At 63.0% G+C, this 16,646-nt stretch carries 15 protein-coding genes; 11 read left to right on the top strand and 4 right to left on the bottom strand.

Translation table 11 applies throughout. The features are described 5' to 3' along the window. Nucleotides 1-177: 177 nt before the first annotated feature. The 4 genes from imuA to V3C40_RS20450 all read left to right on the top strand — a co-directional run bounded on the left by imuA (nt 178) and on the right by V3C40_RS20450 (nt 3,919). A complete protein-coding gene (imuA, locus tag V3C40_RS20465) occupies nt 178-888 on the top strand; it encodes a translesion DNA synthesis-associated protein ImuA (RefSeq protein WP_152546434.1) in 711 nt (236 codons plus the stop codon). Next, entirely contained in the window at nt 818-2,305 is a 1,488-nt protein-coding gene (locus tag V3C40_RS20460) for a Y-family DNA polymerase (protein ID WP_331778390.1), read from the top strand. The genes imuA and V3C40_RS20460 overlap by 71 nt, the downstream gene beginning before the upstream one ends. Before the next feature lie 81 nt (nt 2,306-2,386). Further along, nucleotides 2,387-3,091, top strand: coding sequence for a glutathione binding-like protein (locus V3C40_RS20455; protein WP_331778389.1), 705 nt, complete (start codon nt 2,387-2,389; stop codon nt 3,089-3,091). 69 nt (nt 3,092-3,160) lie between these two features. Then, on the top strand, nt 3,161-3,919 hold the full coding sequence (locus V3C40_RS20450) for an alpha/beta hydrolase family protein (protein WP_070303486.1): 759 nt from the start codon (nt 3,161-3,163) through the stop codon (nt 3,917-3,919). A 74-nt stretch (nt 3,920-3,993) separates the two neighbouring features. On the opposite strand, the gene V3C40_RS20445 is transcribed toward V3C40_RS20450, so the two are convergent. After that, nucleotides 3,994-4,344 (bottom strand): hypothetical protein, encoded by a 351-nt coding sequence (locus V3C40_RS20445; RefSeq protein WP_331778388.1) that lies wholly within the window; start codon nt 4,342-4,344, stop codon nt 3,994-3,996. 221 nt (nt 4,345-4,565) lie between these two features. Between V3C40_RS20445 and V3C40_RS20440 the strand changes: the two genes are divergently transcribed. From V3C40_RS20440 to coaD, 5 genes are all read left to right on the top strand, one after another. After that, nucleotides 4,566-5,033 (top strand): Hsp20 family protein, encoded by a 468-nt coding sequence (locus tag V3C40_RS20440; protein WP_331778387.1) that lies wholly within the window; start codon nt 4,566-4,568, stop codon nt 5,031-5,033. A gap of 274 nt (nt 5,034-5,307) precedes the next feature. After that, nucleotides 5,308-6,822, top strand: a complete 1,515-nt coding sequence (locus V3C40_RS20435; RefSeq protein ID WP_331778386.1) for a Do family serine endopeptidase — start codon at nt 5,308-5,310, stop codon at nt 6,820-6,822. Nucleotides 6,823-6,853: 31 nt separating this feature from the next. Beyond that, on the top strand, nt 6,854-7,513 hold the full coding sequence (locus tag V3C40_RS20430; RefSeq protein ID WP_034750756.1) for a response regulator: 660 nt from the start codon (nt 6,854-6,856) through the stop codon (nt 7,511-7,513). Nucleotides 7,514-7,515: 2 nt separating this feature from the next. Beyond that, nucleotides 7,516-8,850, top strand: coding sequence for an ATP-binding protein (locus V3C40_RS20425; protein ID WP_034750754.1), 1,335 nt, complete (start codon nt 7,516-7,518; stop codon nt 8,848-8,850). Nucleotides 8,851-8,944: 94 nt separating this feature from the next. Further along, nucleotides 8,945-10,093, top strand: a complete 1,149-nt coding sequence (coaD, locus tag V3C40_RS20420) for a pantetheine-phosphate adenylyltransferase (RefSeq protein WP_128142265.1) — start codon at nt 8,945-8,947, stop codon at nt 10,091-10,093. A 2-nt stretch (nt 10,094-10,095) separates the two neighbouring features. Here the strand turns inward: coaD and V3C40_RS20415 are convergent, their stop codons facing one another. Both V3C40_RS20415 and V3C40_RS20410 read right to left on the bottom strand, forming a co-directional pair. Then, on the bottom strand, nt 10,096-10,695 hold the full coding sequence (locus V3C40_RS20415; protein ID WP_331778385.1) for a 2-hydroxychromene-2-carboxylate isomerase: 600 nt from the start codon (nt 10,693-10,695) through the stop codon (nt 10,096-10,098). Nucleotides 10,696-10,718: 23 nt separating this feature from the next. Next, the gene (locus V3C40_RS20410; protein WP_331778384.1) at nt 10,719-12,917 is read right to left on the bottom strand and encodes an OsmC domain/YcaO domain-containing protein; all 2,199 of its coding nucleotides are present in this window, start codon (nt 12,915-12,917) and stop codon (nt 10,719-10,721) included. 148 nt (nt 12,918-13,065) lie between these two features. Between V3C40_RS20410 and V3C40_RS20405 the strand changes: the two genes are divergently transcribed. After that, nucleotides 13,066-13,614: a histidine phosphatase family protein gene (locus tag V3C40_RS20405; protein WP_331778383.1), complete on the top strand. Its 549-nt coding sequence runs from the start codon at nt 13,066-13,068 to the stop codon at nt 13,612-13,614. A 114-nt stretch (nt 13,615-13,728) separates the two neighbouring features. Then, entirely contained in the window at nt 13,729-14,118 is a 390-nt protein-coding gene (locus V3C40_RS20400; RefSeq protein WP_331778382.1) for a GNAT family N-acetyltransferase, read from the top strand. 73 nt (nt 14,119-14,191) lie between these two features. Here V3C40_RS20400 and V3C40_RS20395 read toward each other — a convergent pair whose 3' ends face one another. Beyond that, the gene (locus tag V3C40_RS20395) at nt 14,192-16,594 is read right to left on the bottom strand and encodes a TonB-dependent receptor plug domain-containing protein (RefSeq protein WP_331778381.1); all 2,403 of its coding nucleotides are present in this window, start codon (nt 16,592-16,594) and stop codon (nt 14,192-14,194) included. Between the last annotated feature and the right edge of the window lie 52 nt (nt 16,595-16,646).

Genomic DNA, 16,646 nt, shown 5'->3' with positions numbered 1-16,646 from the left:
GCTGGTACGTTGCCAACCGGTAAGGAGAGTGCTTATGGTACAGCAATCGATGCCGAAAACGGGGTTTTTCGGACATGGCGGAGCGGCCCCTGCGCTAGCGGCAGTCAGATAAACCTTGCCAAAAGTGGAGCTGGATAGTACTGTATATGCATACAGTATTCATCTATCTATCCAATGATGCAACATTCTCAATTGATGGCCTCGCCGGAAGCCTTGCACCCGTCCTTGTGGCGTGCATCGCAGCTGGGGCAGGGCGCCACGCGCTGCCTGGACACGGGTTTTGCCGCCCTGTCCGCGCAGCTGCCCGGCGGCGGCTGGCCCAGCGGCAGCCTGATCGATCTGCTGGTCCAGCAGCCGGGCAGCGGCGAATTGCGGCTGCTGGCCCCCGCGCTGGCGCAACTGCCGGGCTTGCCCATCGTGCTGCTGCAGCCGCCCCATCCGCCGCAGGCACTGGCCCTGGCCGCGCAGGGACTGGCGCCGTCGCAACTGCTGTGGCTCAAAAGCGCCGGCAGCAAGGATGCCTTGTGGGCGGCGGAAAACATCTTGCGCAGCGGTACCTGCGGCGCCTTGCTGTTCTGGCAGCCGCACGTGCGCGCCGACAGCCTGCGCCGCCTGCACCTGGCCGCGCAAAGCGGCAACACCCTGTTCTGCATGCTGCGCCCGCTGCACGGCGTCCAGGATGCGTCGCCGGCGCCGCTGCGCCTGTCCGTGCGCCCGGCCGCCGGCGGCATCGAGATCGGCTTCATCAAGCGCCGGGGACCGCAGCGCGACGCGCCCCTGTTCCTGCCCCTGCAACCTCCCTCATTATTGCGACGCCATGCGACTCTGGATCGGCCTGTGCCTGCCCCGGCTCCCGCTCGAAGTGTTTTGCCCGCGCTGGTCGGCTGACAGCCTGGGCGTGGTGCTGGAGCAGGAGCAAGTGATGGCCGTGTCGCCGCTGGCGCGGGCCGCCGGCATCCGGCCGGGCATGCGCCGCGCCGGTGCGCTGATGCTGGCGCCGCAGGCGCGCCTGCACGAGCGCTCGCCTGAACTGGAAGCGCAAGCCTTGCAAGCAGTGGCGCTGGCGCTGCTGCAATATTCACCGCTGGTGGCGCAAGGCGAGGAAGCGACCCTGCTGGTCGATGCGGGCGCCAGCTTGCGCCTGTTCGGCGGCGTGCGCGCCCTGTGTCGGCACATCGAGGCCAGCTTGCGCGCGCTCGGCTACACGGCCCAGTTGTCGTGCGCACCCACGGCGCGCGGCGCCTGGCTGCTGGCGCGCGCCGCTATGCGCCGGCGCCGCGTGCTGGGCATGGAGAGCCTCACCCGCCGCCTCGACGGCCTGCCGTGCGCCTTGCTGCCGCCCGCGCGCCCCTACCTCGACTGGTTCGAGGGCATCGGCTGCCGCACCCTGGGGCAGCTGCGCCACTTGCCCCGGCCCGGCTTGCAGCGCCGTTGCGGTGCAGCCTTGCTCGATATGCTCGACGATGCGCATGGCCACAGCACGGAATTGTTCGTGTGGCTCGAAGCGCCGCCCACGTTCCGCGCCAGCCTGGAATTGTTCGACCGCGTGGAGCACGCGGACGCGCTGCTGTTCGGCGCGCGCCGCCTGCTGCAGCAAATGACGGGCTGGCTGTGCGCGCGGCAATTTGCCGTCGAGCGCATCCAGCTGCTGCTGGCGCACGAGCGGGGCAGGGTGGCGCGCCCGCCCACCGTCATCGACCTGGCGTTGGGCGAGGCCGTGTGGCGCGACGAGCATCTGGTGCGCCTGCTCAAGGAGCGCCTGGCGCAGCTGGTGCTGGAGGCGCCCGTGATAGGCCTCACCCTGGAAGCGCTGCAGGTGCAGCCGATGGCGCCGCCCAGCGACAGCCTGTTTCCCGAGCCGGGCGGCACGCCGCAGGAACGCCAGCGCCTGCTGGAATTGCTGGTGGCGCGCCTGGGCACGGACAATGTCTTGCAGGCAGCGCCGCGCGCCGATTACCGCCCCGAGGCGGCCAACCAGTGGCTGCCGCTGCCGGCCAAGGCCGGCGCAAAAAACGCGCTGCCGGACTTGCCGCCAGGCTTGCCCGGCATGCCCCGTCCCGGCTGGCTGCTGGCCCAGCCCATCGCCCTGCTGATGCGCGAGCACCGGCCGTTTTATGGCTCGCCCTTGAAAATGGTATCCGTTGCCGAACGCATAGAGGCGGGCTGGTGGGGCCAGTCGCAGGCGCGCGATTACTTCATCGCCGAAGGCCTCGACCACGCCCATTACTGGGTCTACCGCGAGCGCATTGCCGGCAGTGGAGAAGACGCCGCGCCGCGCTGGTTTTTGCATGGCTTGTTTGGCTGAATGGGCTGTCCTGCTGAAACTGCCATGCTTGGCTATACTGGCTTCCCGGCGCCGCATCTTTCATTGAAACAAAGGATATCCATGACACAGCTTTCCGACTTCCCCATCACCCAAAAATGGCCCGCCCGCCATCCCGAGCGCTTGCAGCTGTACTCGCTGCCGACGCCGAACGGCATCAAGGTTTCGATTTTGCTGGAAGAGCTGGGCCTGGCGTACGAGCCGCACCTGGTCAGCTTCGAGACAAACGACCAGACATCGCCCGCCTTCCTGTCGCTTAATCCCAACAACAAGATTCCCGCCATCCTCGATCCGAACGGCCCCGATGACAAGCCGCTGGCCCTGTTCGAGTCGGGCGCCATCCTGCTGTACCTGGCCGAAAAGACGGGCAAGTTCATCCCCCAGGACGCGGGCCTGCGCTATGAAACGATACAGTGGCTGATGTTCCAGATGGGCGGTATCGGCCCCATGTTCGGCCAGGTGGGCTTCTTCCACAAATTCGCCGGCAAGGATTACGAGGACAAGCGTCCGCTCGAACGCTACCTCGGCGAAGCCAAGCGTTTGCTGGGCGTGCTCGAGCAGCGCCTGCAGGGCCGCGACTGGATCATGGGCAGCCAATACACGATTGCCGACATCGCCATCTTCCCGTGGGTGCGCTGCCTGGTGGGTTTTTACGGTGCGGGCGATCTCGTCGGTTTTAACAACTTCCCGAATGTGCAGCGCGTGCTGGATGCTTTCCTGGCCCGGCCTGCCGTTATCAAGGGGCTCGACATACCATCGCGTGGCTAAAACAGCCGTGGCCGGACAGCGCTACAATGCGCCATCGGCCGCGCTGCGCGGCAGCTTTGATCTGAGACAATGAAATCCACCCGGCAAGACTTTCCCGGCGCGCACGGCCATGTGCTGGCGGCGCGCCTCGATGCGCCCGACGGCGCCATCCGCGCCTACGCGCTGTTCGCCCACTGCTTTACTTGCGGCAAGGACGTGCTGGCCGCGCGGCGCATCGCGCAAGGCTTGACGGAACACGGCATCGCCGTGTTGCGCTTCGACTTCACGGGACTGGGTGCCAGCGAAGGCGAGTTCGCCGCCACGAATTTCTCGTCGAACGTGGACGACCTGGTCGCCGCCGCCGACTTTTTGCGGGCCAGACACGCCGCGCCGCAATTGCTGATCGGCCACAGCCTGGGCGGCGCCGCCGTGCTGGCCGCCGCGTCGCAAGTGCCGGAAGCGACCGCCATCGCCACCCTGGCCGCGCCGAGCACGCCCGCCTACGTGACGCGCATGTTCAGCGACCACCTGGAAAAAATCGCCGCCGAAGGCGAAGCGCTGGTGCAGCTGGAAGGGCGGCCCTTCCGCATCCGCCAGCAATTCGTCGACGACGCTGGCAGCCACAGCTTAAAAGAGCACATCGCCGGCCTGCGCCGCGCCCTGCTGGTGATGCACGCGCCGAACGACACGACGGTCAGCCTGTCGAATGCGATGGATATCTTTACGGCGGCCAAGCACCCGAAAAGCTTCGTTTCGCTCGACGATGCCGACCATCTGTTGACGGGGCGCGATGACGCGGCCTATGTCGCCAACGTGATCGCCGCGTGGAGTGCGCGCTATATCAGCTAAGTAACTAAGCTGCCGCCCATGAAAAACGCCGCGGCAGCAGAAGCTGGCGCGGCGCAGATGGGGGAGAAAACGGATCAGTCTTCGTCAAATTCGGCGGATAAATCTTTCCAGCCCTTGCTCACGGCAAAGGCCGAGAATTCCTCGGGCGCTTCCAGAACGATCAGTTTCTTGTCTTGCAGGCCCAGGTCTCCATGACCGAAGTCGGGGCCCACGTAGCCGAGGCTGCGCAGGCGGGCCAGGATGTGGCCGACCAGGGTCTTGTCCTTGTAGGCGCCCGCTTCGAGCGGGGCGGCGAAATCGACGTAGACGTCGATGATGCCGTAGCCTTCGTCGAAGATGCGGATGGCCTTGATGTCGTGGGCACGGCCGGAGCCGTCGGTGGCCTTGAAGGAGCCGCTGAGCTGGATGTCGGTGTCATTGTTCATGCCGTCAGCATACACCAAAAGCCGGCCCCGCATGGGGGGCGCCATGCAAAATCCCCGGGATGGGTCATGTAAAATTTTCTTACAAATTGAGCGGCGTCTGGGGCGCTTTTCGCCAATTTCAAGGCCTTGAAAGGGACTGGAGAGGCCGTATATCGGTAACAAGCGGATGCTCATCGTGAGGTCCGCCCCTCTTATCGCTTCATTTGAAAAGGATATTTATCATGCGTACTTTTGACCTTGCTCCCCTCTACCGTTCCGCCATTGGCTTTGACCGCCTGGCACAGCTGCTCAACGAACAACGCGCCGATGCGCAACCGAGCTATCCACCGTACAACATCGAACTGGTGTCGGAAGACAAGTACCGCATCGTGATGGCATTGGCCGGCTTTTCGCGCGAAGAGATCGACATCATCACCGAACGCGACTCCCTGCACGTCACGGGCCGCAAGCAGAAAGATGGCGTCGAGCGCACGTTCTTGCACCGCGGCATCGCTGCCCGCGATTTCGAACAGCGTTTCCAACTGGCCAACCATGTGAAGGTCACTGGCGCCACGTTTGAAAACGGCATGCTGACCATCGACCTGGTGCGTGAAGTGCCGGAAGCGCTGAAACCGCGCAAGATTGAGATCGGCGCCGGCAGCGACACCGCCGCTAACGTGAATGCGCTGGAACAGCGTCAAGCGGCCTGATCTGATCGTGGCGCCCCTTCGGGCGCCCTGGCAGCCGGGAGGGTTCCCTTCCTCCCCATGCAGTAAAATACTGGCCGGTTGATCCGGCCAGTGTCACGTCTGGAGCCTGTTCGGGCCCTTCATTGAGCGCCATGCAAGGTGCGTGCTGCAGGCCAGATTAAGCCATGCTTAAAGGCGCAAATACCTGTTTCCAAATAGAAAAATGTTAAGCACCGCCTAAGACTCGTGGCCCACTATTGCAGACATCAAAATCTCATTAAATGAGGAGCAATTCATGGAACAGCAAACGAATACCGCATCCCTGAAAATCAAACGCACCGTAGCCGCGCTGGCCGCGATCGGTGTGCTGGGCGCCGGTGGCGCCATGGTGGTGCATCAGAACAATGCAGGCGCGAATGCCGCTGCCGCTGCCCCAGGCACCCCCGTGGCTGCCGCCGTGGCACCCGCCGCTGCCGCGCCGCTGGTGGCCTTGCCCGACTTTAGCCAGATCGCCGCGCGCAACAGCCCGGCCGTCGTCAATATCAGCGTCACGGGCAGCACCAAGGTGGCCTACGACCCCTCGGCCCAGGCCGGCAATGACGACTTCGGCAACGACCCCTTCTTCGAATTCTTCCGCCGCTTCCAGGGGCCGCAGGGCGGGCAGCGCGGTGGCCGCGACGTGCCCACGCACGGCCTCGGTTCCGGTTTCATCGTCAGCCCCGACGGCGTCATCATGACGAACGCCCACGTGGTGCGCGATGCGCGCGAAGTGACCGTCAAGCTCAACGACCGCCGCGAATTCCGCGCCAAGGTGCTGGGCACGGACCCGAAGACCGATATCGCCGTGCTGAAAATCGACGCCAACAACCTGCCCGTCGTGCCGCTCGGCCATTCGAGCGACCTGAAAGTGGGCGAGTGGGTGCTGGCCATCGGTTCTCCTTATGGCTTCGACAGCACGGTGACGGCCGGCGTCGTCAGTGCCAAGGGCCGTTCCCTGCCCGACGACAGCAATGTGCCGTTCATCCAGACGGACGTGGCAGTGAACCCCGGCAACTCGGGCGGCCCGCTGTTCAACACGCGCGGCGAAGTGGTCGGCATCAATTCGCAGATCTACAGCCAGACGGGCGGCTTCCAGGGCCTGTCGTTCGCCATCCCTATCGACCTGGCCGGCCGTATCAAGGATCAGATCGTCGCCACGGGCAAGGCCAGCCACGCCAAGCTGGGCGTGACGGTGCAGGAAGTGAACCAGGGCTTTGCCGATTCGTTCAAGCTGGCCACGCCGGAAGGCGCCTTGGTCGCCAACGTGGAGCGGGGCAGCCCGGCCGACAAGGCGGGCCTGAAATCGGGCGATGTGGTGCGCAAGGTGAATGGCCAGCGCATCATCGGCTCGGCGGACTTGCCGGCGCTGGTGGGCACGTCCTTGCCAGGCGACAAGATCACGATGGATGTCTGGCGTGACGGCAAGATCGTGAGCCTGACGGCAACCCTGGGCAATGCGGCCGACAAGGTGGCCGACGTGGCGAAGAGCGACAGCGCCGCCGGCAAGGTAAAGCTGGGCCTGGCCCTGCGTCCGTTACAATCGGATGAAAAACGCGAGGCGGGCATCAGCGCCGGCCTCTTGGTGGAAGACGCGGGCGGTGCTGCGGCCAACGCCGGGGTGCAGCCGGGCGACGTGCTATTGTCGGTCAATGGCCGTCCCGTCAACACGGTCGAGCAGGTGCGCGACGTGGTGGAAAAATCCGCCAAGTCGGTCGCCTTGCTGATACAGCGGGGACCCGACAAGATTTTTATTCCGGTGCGTTTGGGCTGAAAACAAGAGTAACGAGATAGAGAGGCAAGCCATGCGCTTATTGCTGGTAGAAGACGATACGATGATCGGCGAGGTGGTGCTCGATTTGCTGCGCGCCGAGCATTACGCGGTGGACTGGGTCAAGGATGGCGATATGGCCGATACGGCCCTGCAGACGCAGACCTATGACCTGGTATTGCTGGACCTGGGCTTGCCGCGCAAGGATGGCCTCGACGTGCTGCGCTCGATGCGCTTGCGCAAACTCGACACGCCCGTGCTGGTAGCCACGGCGCGCGACGCCATCGAGCAGCGCATCGCCGGCCTCGACGCGGGCGCCGACGATTACGTCTTGAAGCCGTATGACCTTGACGAACTGCTGGCGCGCATCCGTGCCTTGCTGCGGCGCGCCTCGGGGCGGCCGGAACCGGTCTTCGAACACCAGGGCGTTTCCATCAATCCGCTGACGCGCGAAGTGATCGCCGAAGGGCATCCCGTCAATCTGTCGGCGCGCGAATGGGCCGTGCTGGAAGCCTTGATCGCGCGCCCCGGCATCGTGCTGTCGCGCGCGCAGCTGGAAGAAAAACTGTACAGCTGGAAGGATGAAGTCAACAGCAATGCCGTGGAAGTGTATATCCATGGCTTGCGCAAGAAGCTGGGCAGCGACTTGATCCAGAACGTGCGCGGCCTCGGCTACATGGTGCCCAAGGCATGAGGATGAAGGTCACGGTGACGCATTCGCTGCGCGGCCGCCTGCTGTGGTTTTTGCTGGCGGCCATTATCATGGCTGCCCTGGCGCAAGCGTCGATCGCCTACCGCAGCGCCTTGTACGACGCCGACCAGATCTTCGATTACCACATGCAGCAGATGGCTTTGTCGCTGCGCTCCGGCGCGCCGCTGGCCAACCATGCGCAAGCCTTGCCGGCAGACCCCGTCAACAACGACATGGTGGTGCAGGTGTGGACGCCGGACGGCGTGCAGGTGTTCCGTTCGATCACGCGCGCGGAACTGCCGCAGCGCGCCGTGCTGGGCTTTTCGAACGTGAAGGCGAACGGCACGACCTACCGCATCTTCTCCGTGCAAACCAGTTCCCAGACCGTGCAGATCGCCCAGGACATGGCCGTGCGCAAGCGCATGGCCGGCAGCCTGGCGCTGCGCACGGTGGGGCCCATCGCGCTGATGGCGCCGATTTTGATGCTCGTCGTCTGGTGGGTCGTCAGCGGTTCGCTGGCGCCCGTTTCGCGCGTGCGCAAACAGGTGGCGGCGCGCCAGGCGGACGATCTGTCGCCCGTTTCGGAAGCGGGCTTGCCCGACGAAGTGCGCCCGCTGGTGCATGAGCTGAACTTGCTGTTCGGCCGCGTCAAAACGGCGTTCGACGCGCAGCAGCATTTCGTTGCCGACGCCGCCCATGAATTGCGCACGCCGCTGGCGGCCCTGAAACTGCAGGTGTTGAGTCTGGAGCGGGCCGAATCGCAGGAAAAGCGCAGCCTGGCGATCTCCCGCGTGAGCGCCGGCATCGAACGGGCCACGCGCCTGGTCGAGCAGTTGCTGGTGCTGGCGCGCCAGGAAGCGAGCGCCGCCAGCGGCGACCAGCTGCAGGCGGTGGATTTGAACGACGTCGTCAAGCGCGCGCTGGGCGACATGGCCGGCATCGCGCAGGCGCGCAAGATCGATCTGGGCCTGCATCACATGGATGCGGCCAAGGTGGCGGGGCAGGCCGATGCGCTCAACATCATGCTGCGCAACCTGGTCGACAACGCCATCAAGTACACGCCGCAGGGCGGCACGGTCGACATCGACCTGCGCGCCAGCCCCGTCGGCGTGACGTTATCGGTGGAAGACAGCGGCCCCGGCATTCCGCCCGAGGAGCGCGAGCGCGTCTTCAGCCGCTTCTACCGCGTGCCCGGCACGGACGCCAACGGCAGCGGCCTGGGGCTGGCCATCATCAAGGCCATCGCCGAGCGCCACGGCGCGCGCCTGGTGCTCGATAAATCCGAGCGCCTGGGCGGCCTGTGCGTGCGCGTGGAGTTTCCGCAAGCCGTGAAAAAATAGCGTTTTGATCATGATCTTTGGCATGTTGCATTGACGCGCGCGCCGCTGGCATATATTGTCTGCGCAATAAGCAATCAAGCAAACGGAGCGCAGCATGCAGAAGATCGGCTTTTCAGGAACCCTCGACCCCATCACCAATGGCCATATGTGGGTGATCGGCGAAGCGCGTTCGCTCGCCGACGAGGTGATCGTGTTCCTGTCGCAAAACCCCGCCAAGCGCCCCCAATTTCCCGCCGAAGACCGCAAGCGCATCATCGAACAGAGCGCGCGCGAGTGCGGCTGGGACAATGTGCAGGTGGTCATCGTCAAGGGTGACTACACTGCCCGCGCGGCCAAAAAGCACGGCTGTGACTACCTGATCCGCGGCATCCGCACGACGGCCGATTTCGACTATGAAAACCTGATCCAGCAAACCAATGTGGATGTGCTGCAGGGCGCCAAGACGATTTTCGTGATGCCGCCGCGCGACCTCGGCTCCGTCAGTTCCAGCTTCGTCAAGGCGCTGGAAGGCCCTGTGGGCTGGAACTGGACCATGAAGAAATTCGTCCCCGGTCCCGCCTACCAGGCGTGGATACTCGACTGCCTGCGCAAGGAGTGGGAAGCGCTGTGGAACTACGCTACCGCCTCGCAAGATGACATCGCGCTGGCGGACCACTGGTTCGCCCACCTGACGGGACCGCAGGCGTATGGTGGCGCGGACCGCCACTATCACAACCTCGACCATCTGGTGCATGGCCTGTCCGAGATCCGCGTGTGGGCCGACAATACCTTTGCGCCCAAGCGCGACAGCGCGCTGGTCAAGAAGGCGTTCTGGTTCCACGACGCCGTCTACAGCCACGACGACGATGCCCTGTATTCGAGCGAAGAGGCGAGCGCCCAGCTGTGGCTGGCCAGCGGCCTTGATGCGGGCGACAACCAGGATGTGGCGCAATTGATACGCGCCACCGATCACTTCCAGGGACCCGGCATCAGCCATGCGCTGAAGGACGCCATGCTCAGTGCCGACCTGGCCATCCTGGGGCAGGATGAAGAAGTGTATCAAGCGTATACGCAAGCCATCGGAAGAGAATACGCGCACGTGGACCCCGTACGCTTCAACGAACAGCGGGGCCTGGCCCTGCAGCACCTGAGCGCCAAGGCGCAGGCGGGCCAGCTGTTTGGCGATGCGTATTTCGCCGACCAGTACAACGAGCGGGCGATAGACAATATGCGCAAAGAGATCGCGGCGCTGGCGGGGAATTGAGTTTAACGGCGGCTGGCTGCTGCATGCAGCAGTGCATCCTCGAGCCGGTCATTGCCCCAGAATAATTCTCCAGCGTTGATGAAGCTGGGGGCGCCGAACAGGTTCAGCGCTTGTGCCTGCTCGGTCTGGCGGCGCAGCCGCAGCTTGTTATCTTGTGTCAAAGCCAGCGCCAGGACGGCGCGTGCATCGAGACCCAGTTCCTCCAAGGCTTCGCTGACGGCCTCGATGTTGTCGATATCACGGTCCGCGGCAAAATTCATCGTCATCATGCGGCGCGCGAATGGCACAATCCAGCCCTGGTCCGCGCCGATCAAGGCCACACGCATGGGCAACAGGGCCGTGCGGGGAAAGGAACTCGGCTGCTGCCATGGCAACGCGTACTTTTCGCACTGGCGCGCCATGTCGCGCCACGTGTAGTCGCCCTTGAGTTTTTGCAAGATGAAGGGCGATGTCTGCCAGCCCAGCGCCTTGAAGACGACGCCCAGCAGGAAGGGTTTCCAGATCACATGTACCTTCTTTTCATGCGCCAGCGCTTCGATGCGCATGGCGCTCAGGTAGCTGTAGTTGCTGCCGAAATCGAACCAGAATTCCAGTGTGGCCATGGCATCGCTTCCAAGTGGTGGTGCTAGCGGGCCGCCGCCTTGGCGCGCGCCGCGTGCAGTTTCTTGAAGCTGTCGATCAGGCGCTGGTGCCTGTCGAGGCCTTCCAGCTGCATGCTGGTCGGGGTCAGGCCGAAGAAGCGCACGCTGCCTTCCACCGAGCCCAGCACTGCATCCATCCGTTCGTTGCCAAACATGCGGCGGAAATTGACGACGTAGTCGTCCAGTTCCAGCGCGTCATCGAGCTCCACTTCCAGCACCACGTTCATGGCCTGGTAAAACAGTTTGCGCTCGAGCGTGTTGTCGTTGTACTGCAGGAAGGTTTCCACCAGCTCTTTCGCTTCTTCGAATTGCTGCAAGGCGAGATGGATCAGCAGCTTCAATTCCAAGGTCGTCAGCTGGCCCCACACCGTGTTTTCGTCAAATTCGATGCCGATCAGGGTGGCGATGTCGCCGTACTCGTCGAGCTCGCTGTTTTCCAGGCGGTCGAGCAAGTCTTCCAGGCCGGCATCGTCCAGCTTATGCAGGTTCAGGATATCGGCGCGGAACAGCAGCGCCTTGTTGGTGTTGTCCCAGATCAGATCTTCGACCGGATACACCTCGGAATAACCGGGCACGAGGATGCGGCAGGCCGTGGCGCCCAGCTGGTCGTATTCGGCCGTGTACACTTCCTTGCCCATGCCGGCGAGGATGCCGAACAGCGTCGCCGCTTCCTCGGCATTCGAATTTTCGCCGTGACCGGAAAAATCCCACTCGACGAAATCGTAATCGGCCTTGGCGCTGAAGAAGCGCCACGAGACGATGCCGCTCGAATCGATGAAGTGTTCGACGAAGTTGTTCGGCTCGGTGACGGCTTCGCTGGCAAACGTTGGCTGCGGCAAGTCGTTGAGGCCTTCAAAGCTGCGGCCCTGCAGCAATTCCGTCAGGCTGCGCTCGAGCGCCACCTCCAGGCTCGGGTGCGCGCCGAACGAGGCGAACACGCCGCCCGTGCGCGGGTTCATCAGGGTGACGCACATCACCGGGTACACGCCGCCCAGCGACGCATCCTTGACCAGCACGGGGAAACCTTGCTCTTCCAGGCCGGCGATGCCGGCCAGAATGCCCGGGTATTTCGCCAGCACTTCCTGCGGCACGTCGGGCAGGGCGATCTCGCCTTCGAGGATTTCGCGCTTGACGGCACGTTCGAAAATTTCCGACAGACATTGCACCTGCGCTTCAACCAGGGTATTGCCGGCGCTCATGCCATTGCTGACGTACAGGTTTTCGATCAGGTTCGAGGGGAAATACACGATTTCGCCATCCGAATGGCGCACATACGGCAGCGAGCAGATGCCGCGCTCGGCATTGCCGGAGTTGGTGTCGATCAGGTGCGAGCCGCGCAGCTCGCCATCGGGGTTGTAGATATCCAGGCAATATTCGTCGAGAATCTCTTTCGGCAGCGCATCCTTGCGGCCCGGCTTGAACCAGCGCTCGTTCGGGTAGTGGACGAATGGCGCGTTGGCGATGTCCTCGCCCCAGAACGACCCGGCGTAGAAATGGTTGTTGCTGAGACGCTCGATATACTCGCCCAGGGCCGACGCCAGCGCGCTTTCCTTGGTCGCGCCCTTGCCGTTGGTGAAACACATGGGCGAATGCGCATCGCGGATATGCAGCGACCAGACATTCGGGATGATGTTGCGCCACGAGGCGATTTCAATCTTGATGCCCAGGCCCGCCAGCAGGCCCGACATATTGGCGATGGTCTGTTCCAGCGGTAAATCCTTGCCCACGATATAGGTGCTCGCGCCAGGGGCTGGATTCAAGGCCAGCAAGGCCTGCGCATCGGCGTCCAGGTTTTCCACTTCTTCGATTACGAACTCGGGACCCGTTTGTACCACTTTCTTGACCGTGCAACGGTCGATCGAGCGCAGGATGCCCTGGCGGTCCTTGGCCGAGATATCGGCCGGCAGCTCGACCTGGATCTTGAAAATCTGCTGGTAACGGTTTTCCGGATCAACAATATTGTTTTGCGACAGGCGGATGTTTTCGGTGGAAATATTGCGCGTATCGCAATACAACTTCACGAAGTAGGCCGCGCACAGTGCCGATGATGCCAAAAAGTAATCGAACGGGCCAGGCGCCGAGCCATCGCCCTTGTAGCGGATGGGCTGGTCGGCGATGACCGTAAAATCGTCGAACTTGGCTTCGAGACGCAGCTTGTCGAGAAAGTTGACTTTAATTTCCATGAGGTAATCCAATACAGTGCTTATGAGTTAGGCGCTATTATCCGTGCTTTCTGCCGCAGGGCAAACATTGTTCACTGCGGCCGTGCTGGCCGGGCACCATCGGGGCAATGAGGCAGGCTGATAAATATGCGAGGCGACCGAACTGAACATGCGAATAACACTGATGCGTCACGGCGAGCCGCAACTCGCCAAGGGCGGCTGGATAGCGCCCATGCAAATGGGACAGTGGATTGATCTCTACAATCAATCGCTGATCAAGGAGGGCGACATTCCTCTGGAGTGCCCCGTGGCCGCGCTTTCCGCGTCGACCATCGTGGCCAGCACGGCACCCAGGGCATGCTCGACGGCCAGGGCGCTGGGTGACTTACCATTCACGCAAGAGGCGATTTTCATTGAAGCGGAGCTTCCCTTTGCGCTCTGGAAAGCGCCCTGGCTGCCGCCTCAAGCCTGGGCAGTGATTTTCCGCCTGCTGTGGCTTTGCGGTTATGCGCGCGGCTCGGACTCGCTGACGCTCACCCGGCAGCGTGCCAGGGCCGCCGCCGAGCGGCTTGTTGCGCTTGCCGCCAAGGGGCCTGTGCTGCTAGTCGGACATGGCATCATGAATCGTTTGATCGGCAAGGAACTGCAGGCATTGGGTTGGCTTGCCCGCAACAGGCAAGGCAGCCGCTACTGGAGCATGGGCGTCTACGAGTTGTGAAACTGGCGGGGCGTGGATCGATACAATAGATGGTGATGTGATCGAAACGCTTGGACCTTCCCATTGCGAAGGTCAGCGTCATCCATAAAGAAGGCCGTGCCGATGCAAATTTCCATGAATGATGTGATCACCGAGCAAGAAGTGATAGCCCTCTACAAGGCCAATCACTGGTCGTCCGCGGAAAAGCCCAAAGAGCTGATGGCCGCGCTGCGCAATTCCCACAGCCTGGTGACGGCCCGCGCCAATGGCAAATTGATTGGCATCGGCAATGCCATTTCCGATGGCCATCTGGTTGTCTACTTTCCGCATATGCTCGTCGATCCGATGGCGCAAGGCCAGGGTGTCGGCAGAAGGATGATGGCGGCCATGCTGGAAAAATATGCGGGATTTCACCAGCAAATGCTGACGGCGGACGGCAAGGCTATCGCGTTCTACGAATCCGTGGGATTTGTTCGTGCCGGGAAAACAGAGCCCATGTGGATCTATGCGGGCGATGAGCATTGAATGGTGATGCCGACATGAAAACAGCGGCTGCCCATGCTGGCGCAGCCGCTGTTTTTTTAGGTGGATACGGTGATCAGAACTTCACCCACAGCCGTCCGAAATACGAAGCGCCGTTCAGGCCGAACTGCACGCTGTCGTATTTGAAGCCGTTATCCGTCTCGTCCGCGTTTTGCGTGGTGGGCTTGACGTTGAAGATGTTGTTGCCGCCGAAAGTCAGCTTGGTGTTCTTGCTGATGCTGTAGGTAAAGCTCAGGTCGGCCGAGGTCTTGGCCTTGTAGCGGGCGTTCGGTACGCCTTCGGCCGTGCCGCTGAAGGTGCCGAGGGTTTGCGGGCCAAAATAGATGATGCGCAGGTCCGATTCCAGCTTGCCCGTGATGTAGTCGAAGCCCAGCGTGGCTTTCGCGCGCGGGCCGCCCTGTTCGATGAACAGGCGTTCGCGTTCGGACAGCAAGACATCCTCGAAGCCCGTCAGCGAGGCGGGCGTCTTGACTTTCGTCACTTCCGTCTTGCTCAGGTTTAAGGCTACGAAGGTATTCAGGCGGTTGCCGGCCAGCTCGCCCTTGTGCGAAGCCGTCAGGTCCAGGCCGCGCGTGCGCGTGTCGATGGAGTTGACGAAGAATTGCGCCTCGCCCACGCCCAACAGGGCCAGGCGCGCGGCCAGGTCAGGGTAGTTGTCGGCATTGAAGCGGCCCGACAGCACGATGCGGTCCTTGATCTTGATGTTGTACAGGTCGGCCGTGACGGAGATGGCTTGCGTCGGCGTCCAGGTGGTGCCCAAGGTAAAGCTGGTGGATTTTTCCTCTTTCAACTTCGGGATGCCGGCCGCGTTGGCGACTGTGCCGCCGTTCGGCGCCAGCACCACGTCGGTGGGCACGCCGCCGATGAAGTCGGTGAAGGTGGACGAGAAATACACTTGCTGCAACGATGGCGCGCGGAAACCCGTGCTGGCGGAACCGCGCAGCAGCACGTTCGGCGCCAGCTTGTAGCTGCCGGCCAGCTTGCCTGTCACGGTGGAGCCGAAGTCGCTGAATTTTTCATAGCGCAGGGCGGCCTGGGTTTTCAGGCGTTCCGTCCATTCCAGTTCCACGTCGCCATACGCGGCGATGCTGTGGCGCTTGGCCTTGGTGGCGTCGCCGGGCTGGAAGCCGGGGAAGCCCTGGCTGCCCGCATTGCCGCCCACGCCCACGCCGTCCGCGTCGATGTAGGAGGCCTGTTCACCGGCCATGATCTTGTATTCCTCGCTGCGGTATTCGGCGCCGAAGGCCACGTTCATGCCGCGCATCACCGTGTCGTAGTAGCGGCTGAAATCGGCGTTGCTGGTCAGTTGCTGGAACGAGAAGCCGCCCGCGTCGTAGTTGCTGGCGCTGACACCCTTGCCGCCGTTCATCAGGTCGAGGTTGGCGATCGATGCGTTCAGCGTATTGCTGATGTCGTAGCGCATCTTGTTGTAGCCATAGGTTTGCGAAAAGTCCGCATGCCATTCGCCGATCTGGCTGCGGTGGCCGATGGTGGCATATTGGTCGTCGATCTTGCCGTTAATGAAGGGCACGAAACCGTCCGGGTACATGGCGGCCGAATTGCGCGATGGAATGTCGTCGCTGCCGATGCCGCCCCGGCCAAACGCGGCGCTCGAGGCATCGCGCGTCTGCGCGCCGGCCGTGAAGTACAGCTTGCCCGTGCCGCTGGTGGCGTAGTCGCCATTCACATACAGGGTTTTGTTCTTGGATTTGGTGTCGCCGATGATGCGCATGCTGTCGGAATCGGCGCGGTTCGAGCGGCCCCGGTCCAAGTATTCGCCCGTGATGGCAAGCGTGCCCTTGTCGCCCAGCGCGATGCCGCAGTAGGCGGAGGTCATGTAATTCTTGCCGTCGCCTTCGGAATACTGGCTGTAGCCGGCCACCGCTTCGCAGCCCAGGCTTTTCTTCAGTTCGATGTCGATCACGCCGGCAATGGCATCCGAGCCGTACTGGGCGGCGGCGCCGTCGCGCAGCACCTGCACGTTCTTGATGGCCAGCAAAGGAATCGCATTCATGTCCGTGCCCGTGTTGCCGCGGTTGCGGGCGCCGAACAGGTTGACGAGGGCCGTCGTGTGGCGCCGCTTGCCGTTGACCAGCACAAGGGTCTGGTCGGAACCGAGGCCGCGCAGGGCGGCCGAGTCGATCAGGTCGGCCCCGTCGGCGCCCGTCTGGCGCGTGGAATTGAACGAGGGCGAGATGTATTGCAGCGATTGCGCCAGGTCGAACTGGCCGCCTTGCTCGGCGACCTTGGAAATCGGAATGATATCGACCGGCACCATGGTATCGGTGGCGGAACTGGCGACGCGGCGCGAGCCGACCACGCTGACCGTTTGCACGGGGCCGTCCGTGGCCGCAGGGTCGTTGCTCTGCGCCATGGCGGCGGGACTGAAGGCGGCCATGGCGGCGCTGCCGTACAGGCTGATGAGGACTGCTTTACGCAAGGTGGTGAGGGTCGGCACGCAGTATCTCCAAGTGGCTGATGAGCAAGATTCGTGACTTGATTCTAGTGCC

The organism is Janthinobacterium sp. LS2A (assembly GCF_036543145.1).
In the GTDB taxonomy this organism is placed as follows: Bacteria; Pseudomonadota; Gammaproteobacteria; order Burkholderiales; family Burkholderiaceae_D; genus Janthinobacterium; species Janthinobacterium aestuarii.
The sequence above is the reverse complement of the archived record's forward strand: the minus strand, read 5'-3'. Positions and strand labels throughout refer to the sequence as shown.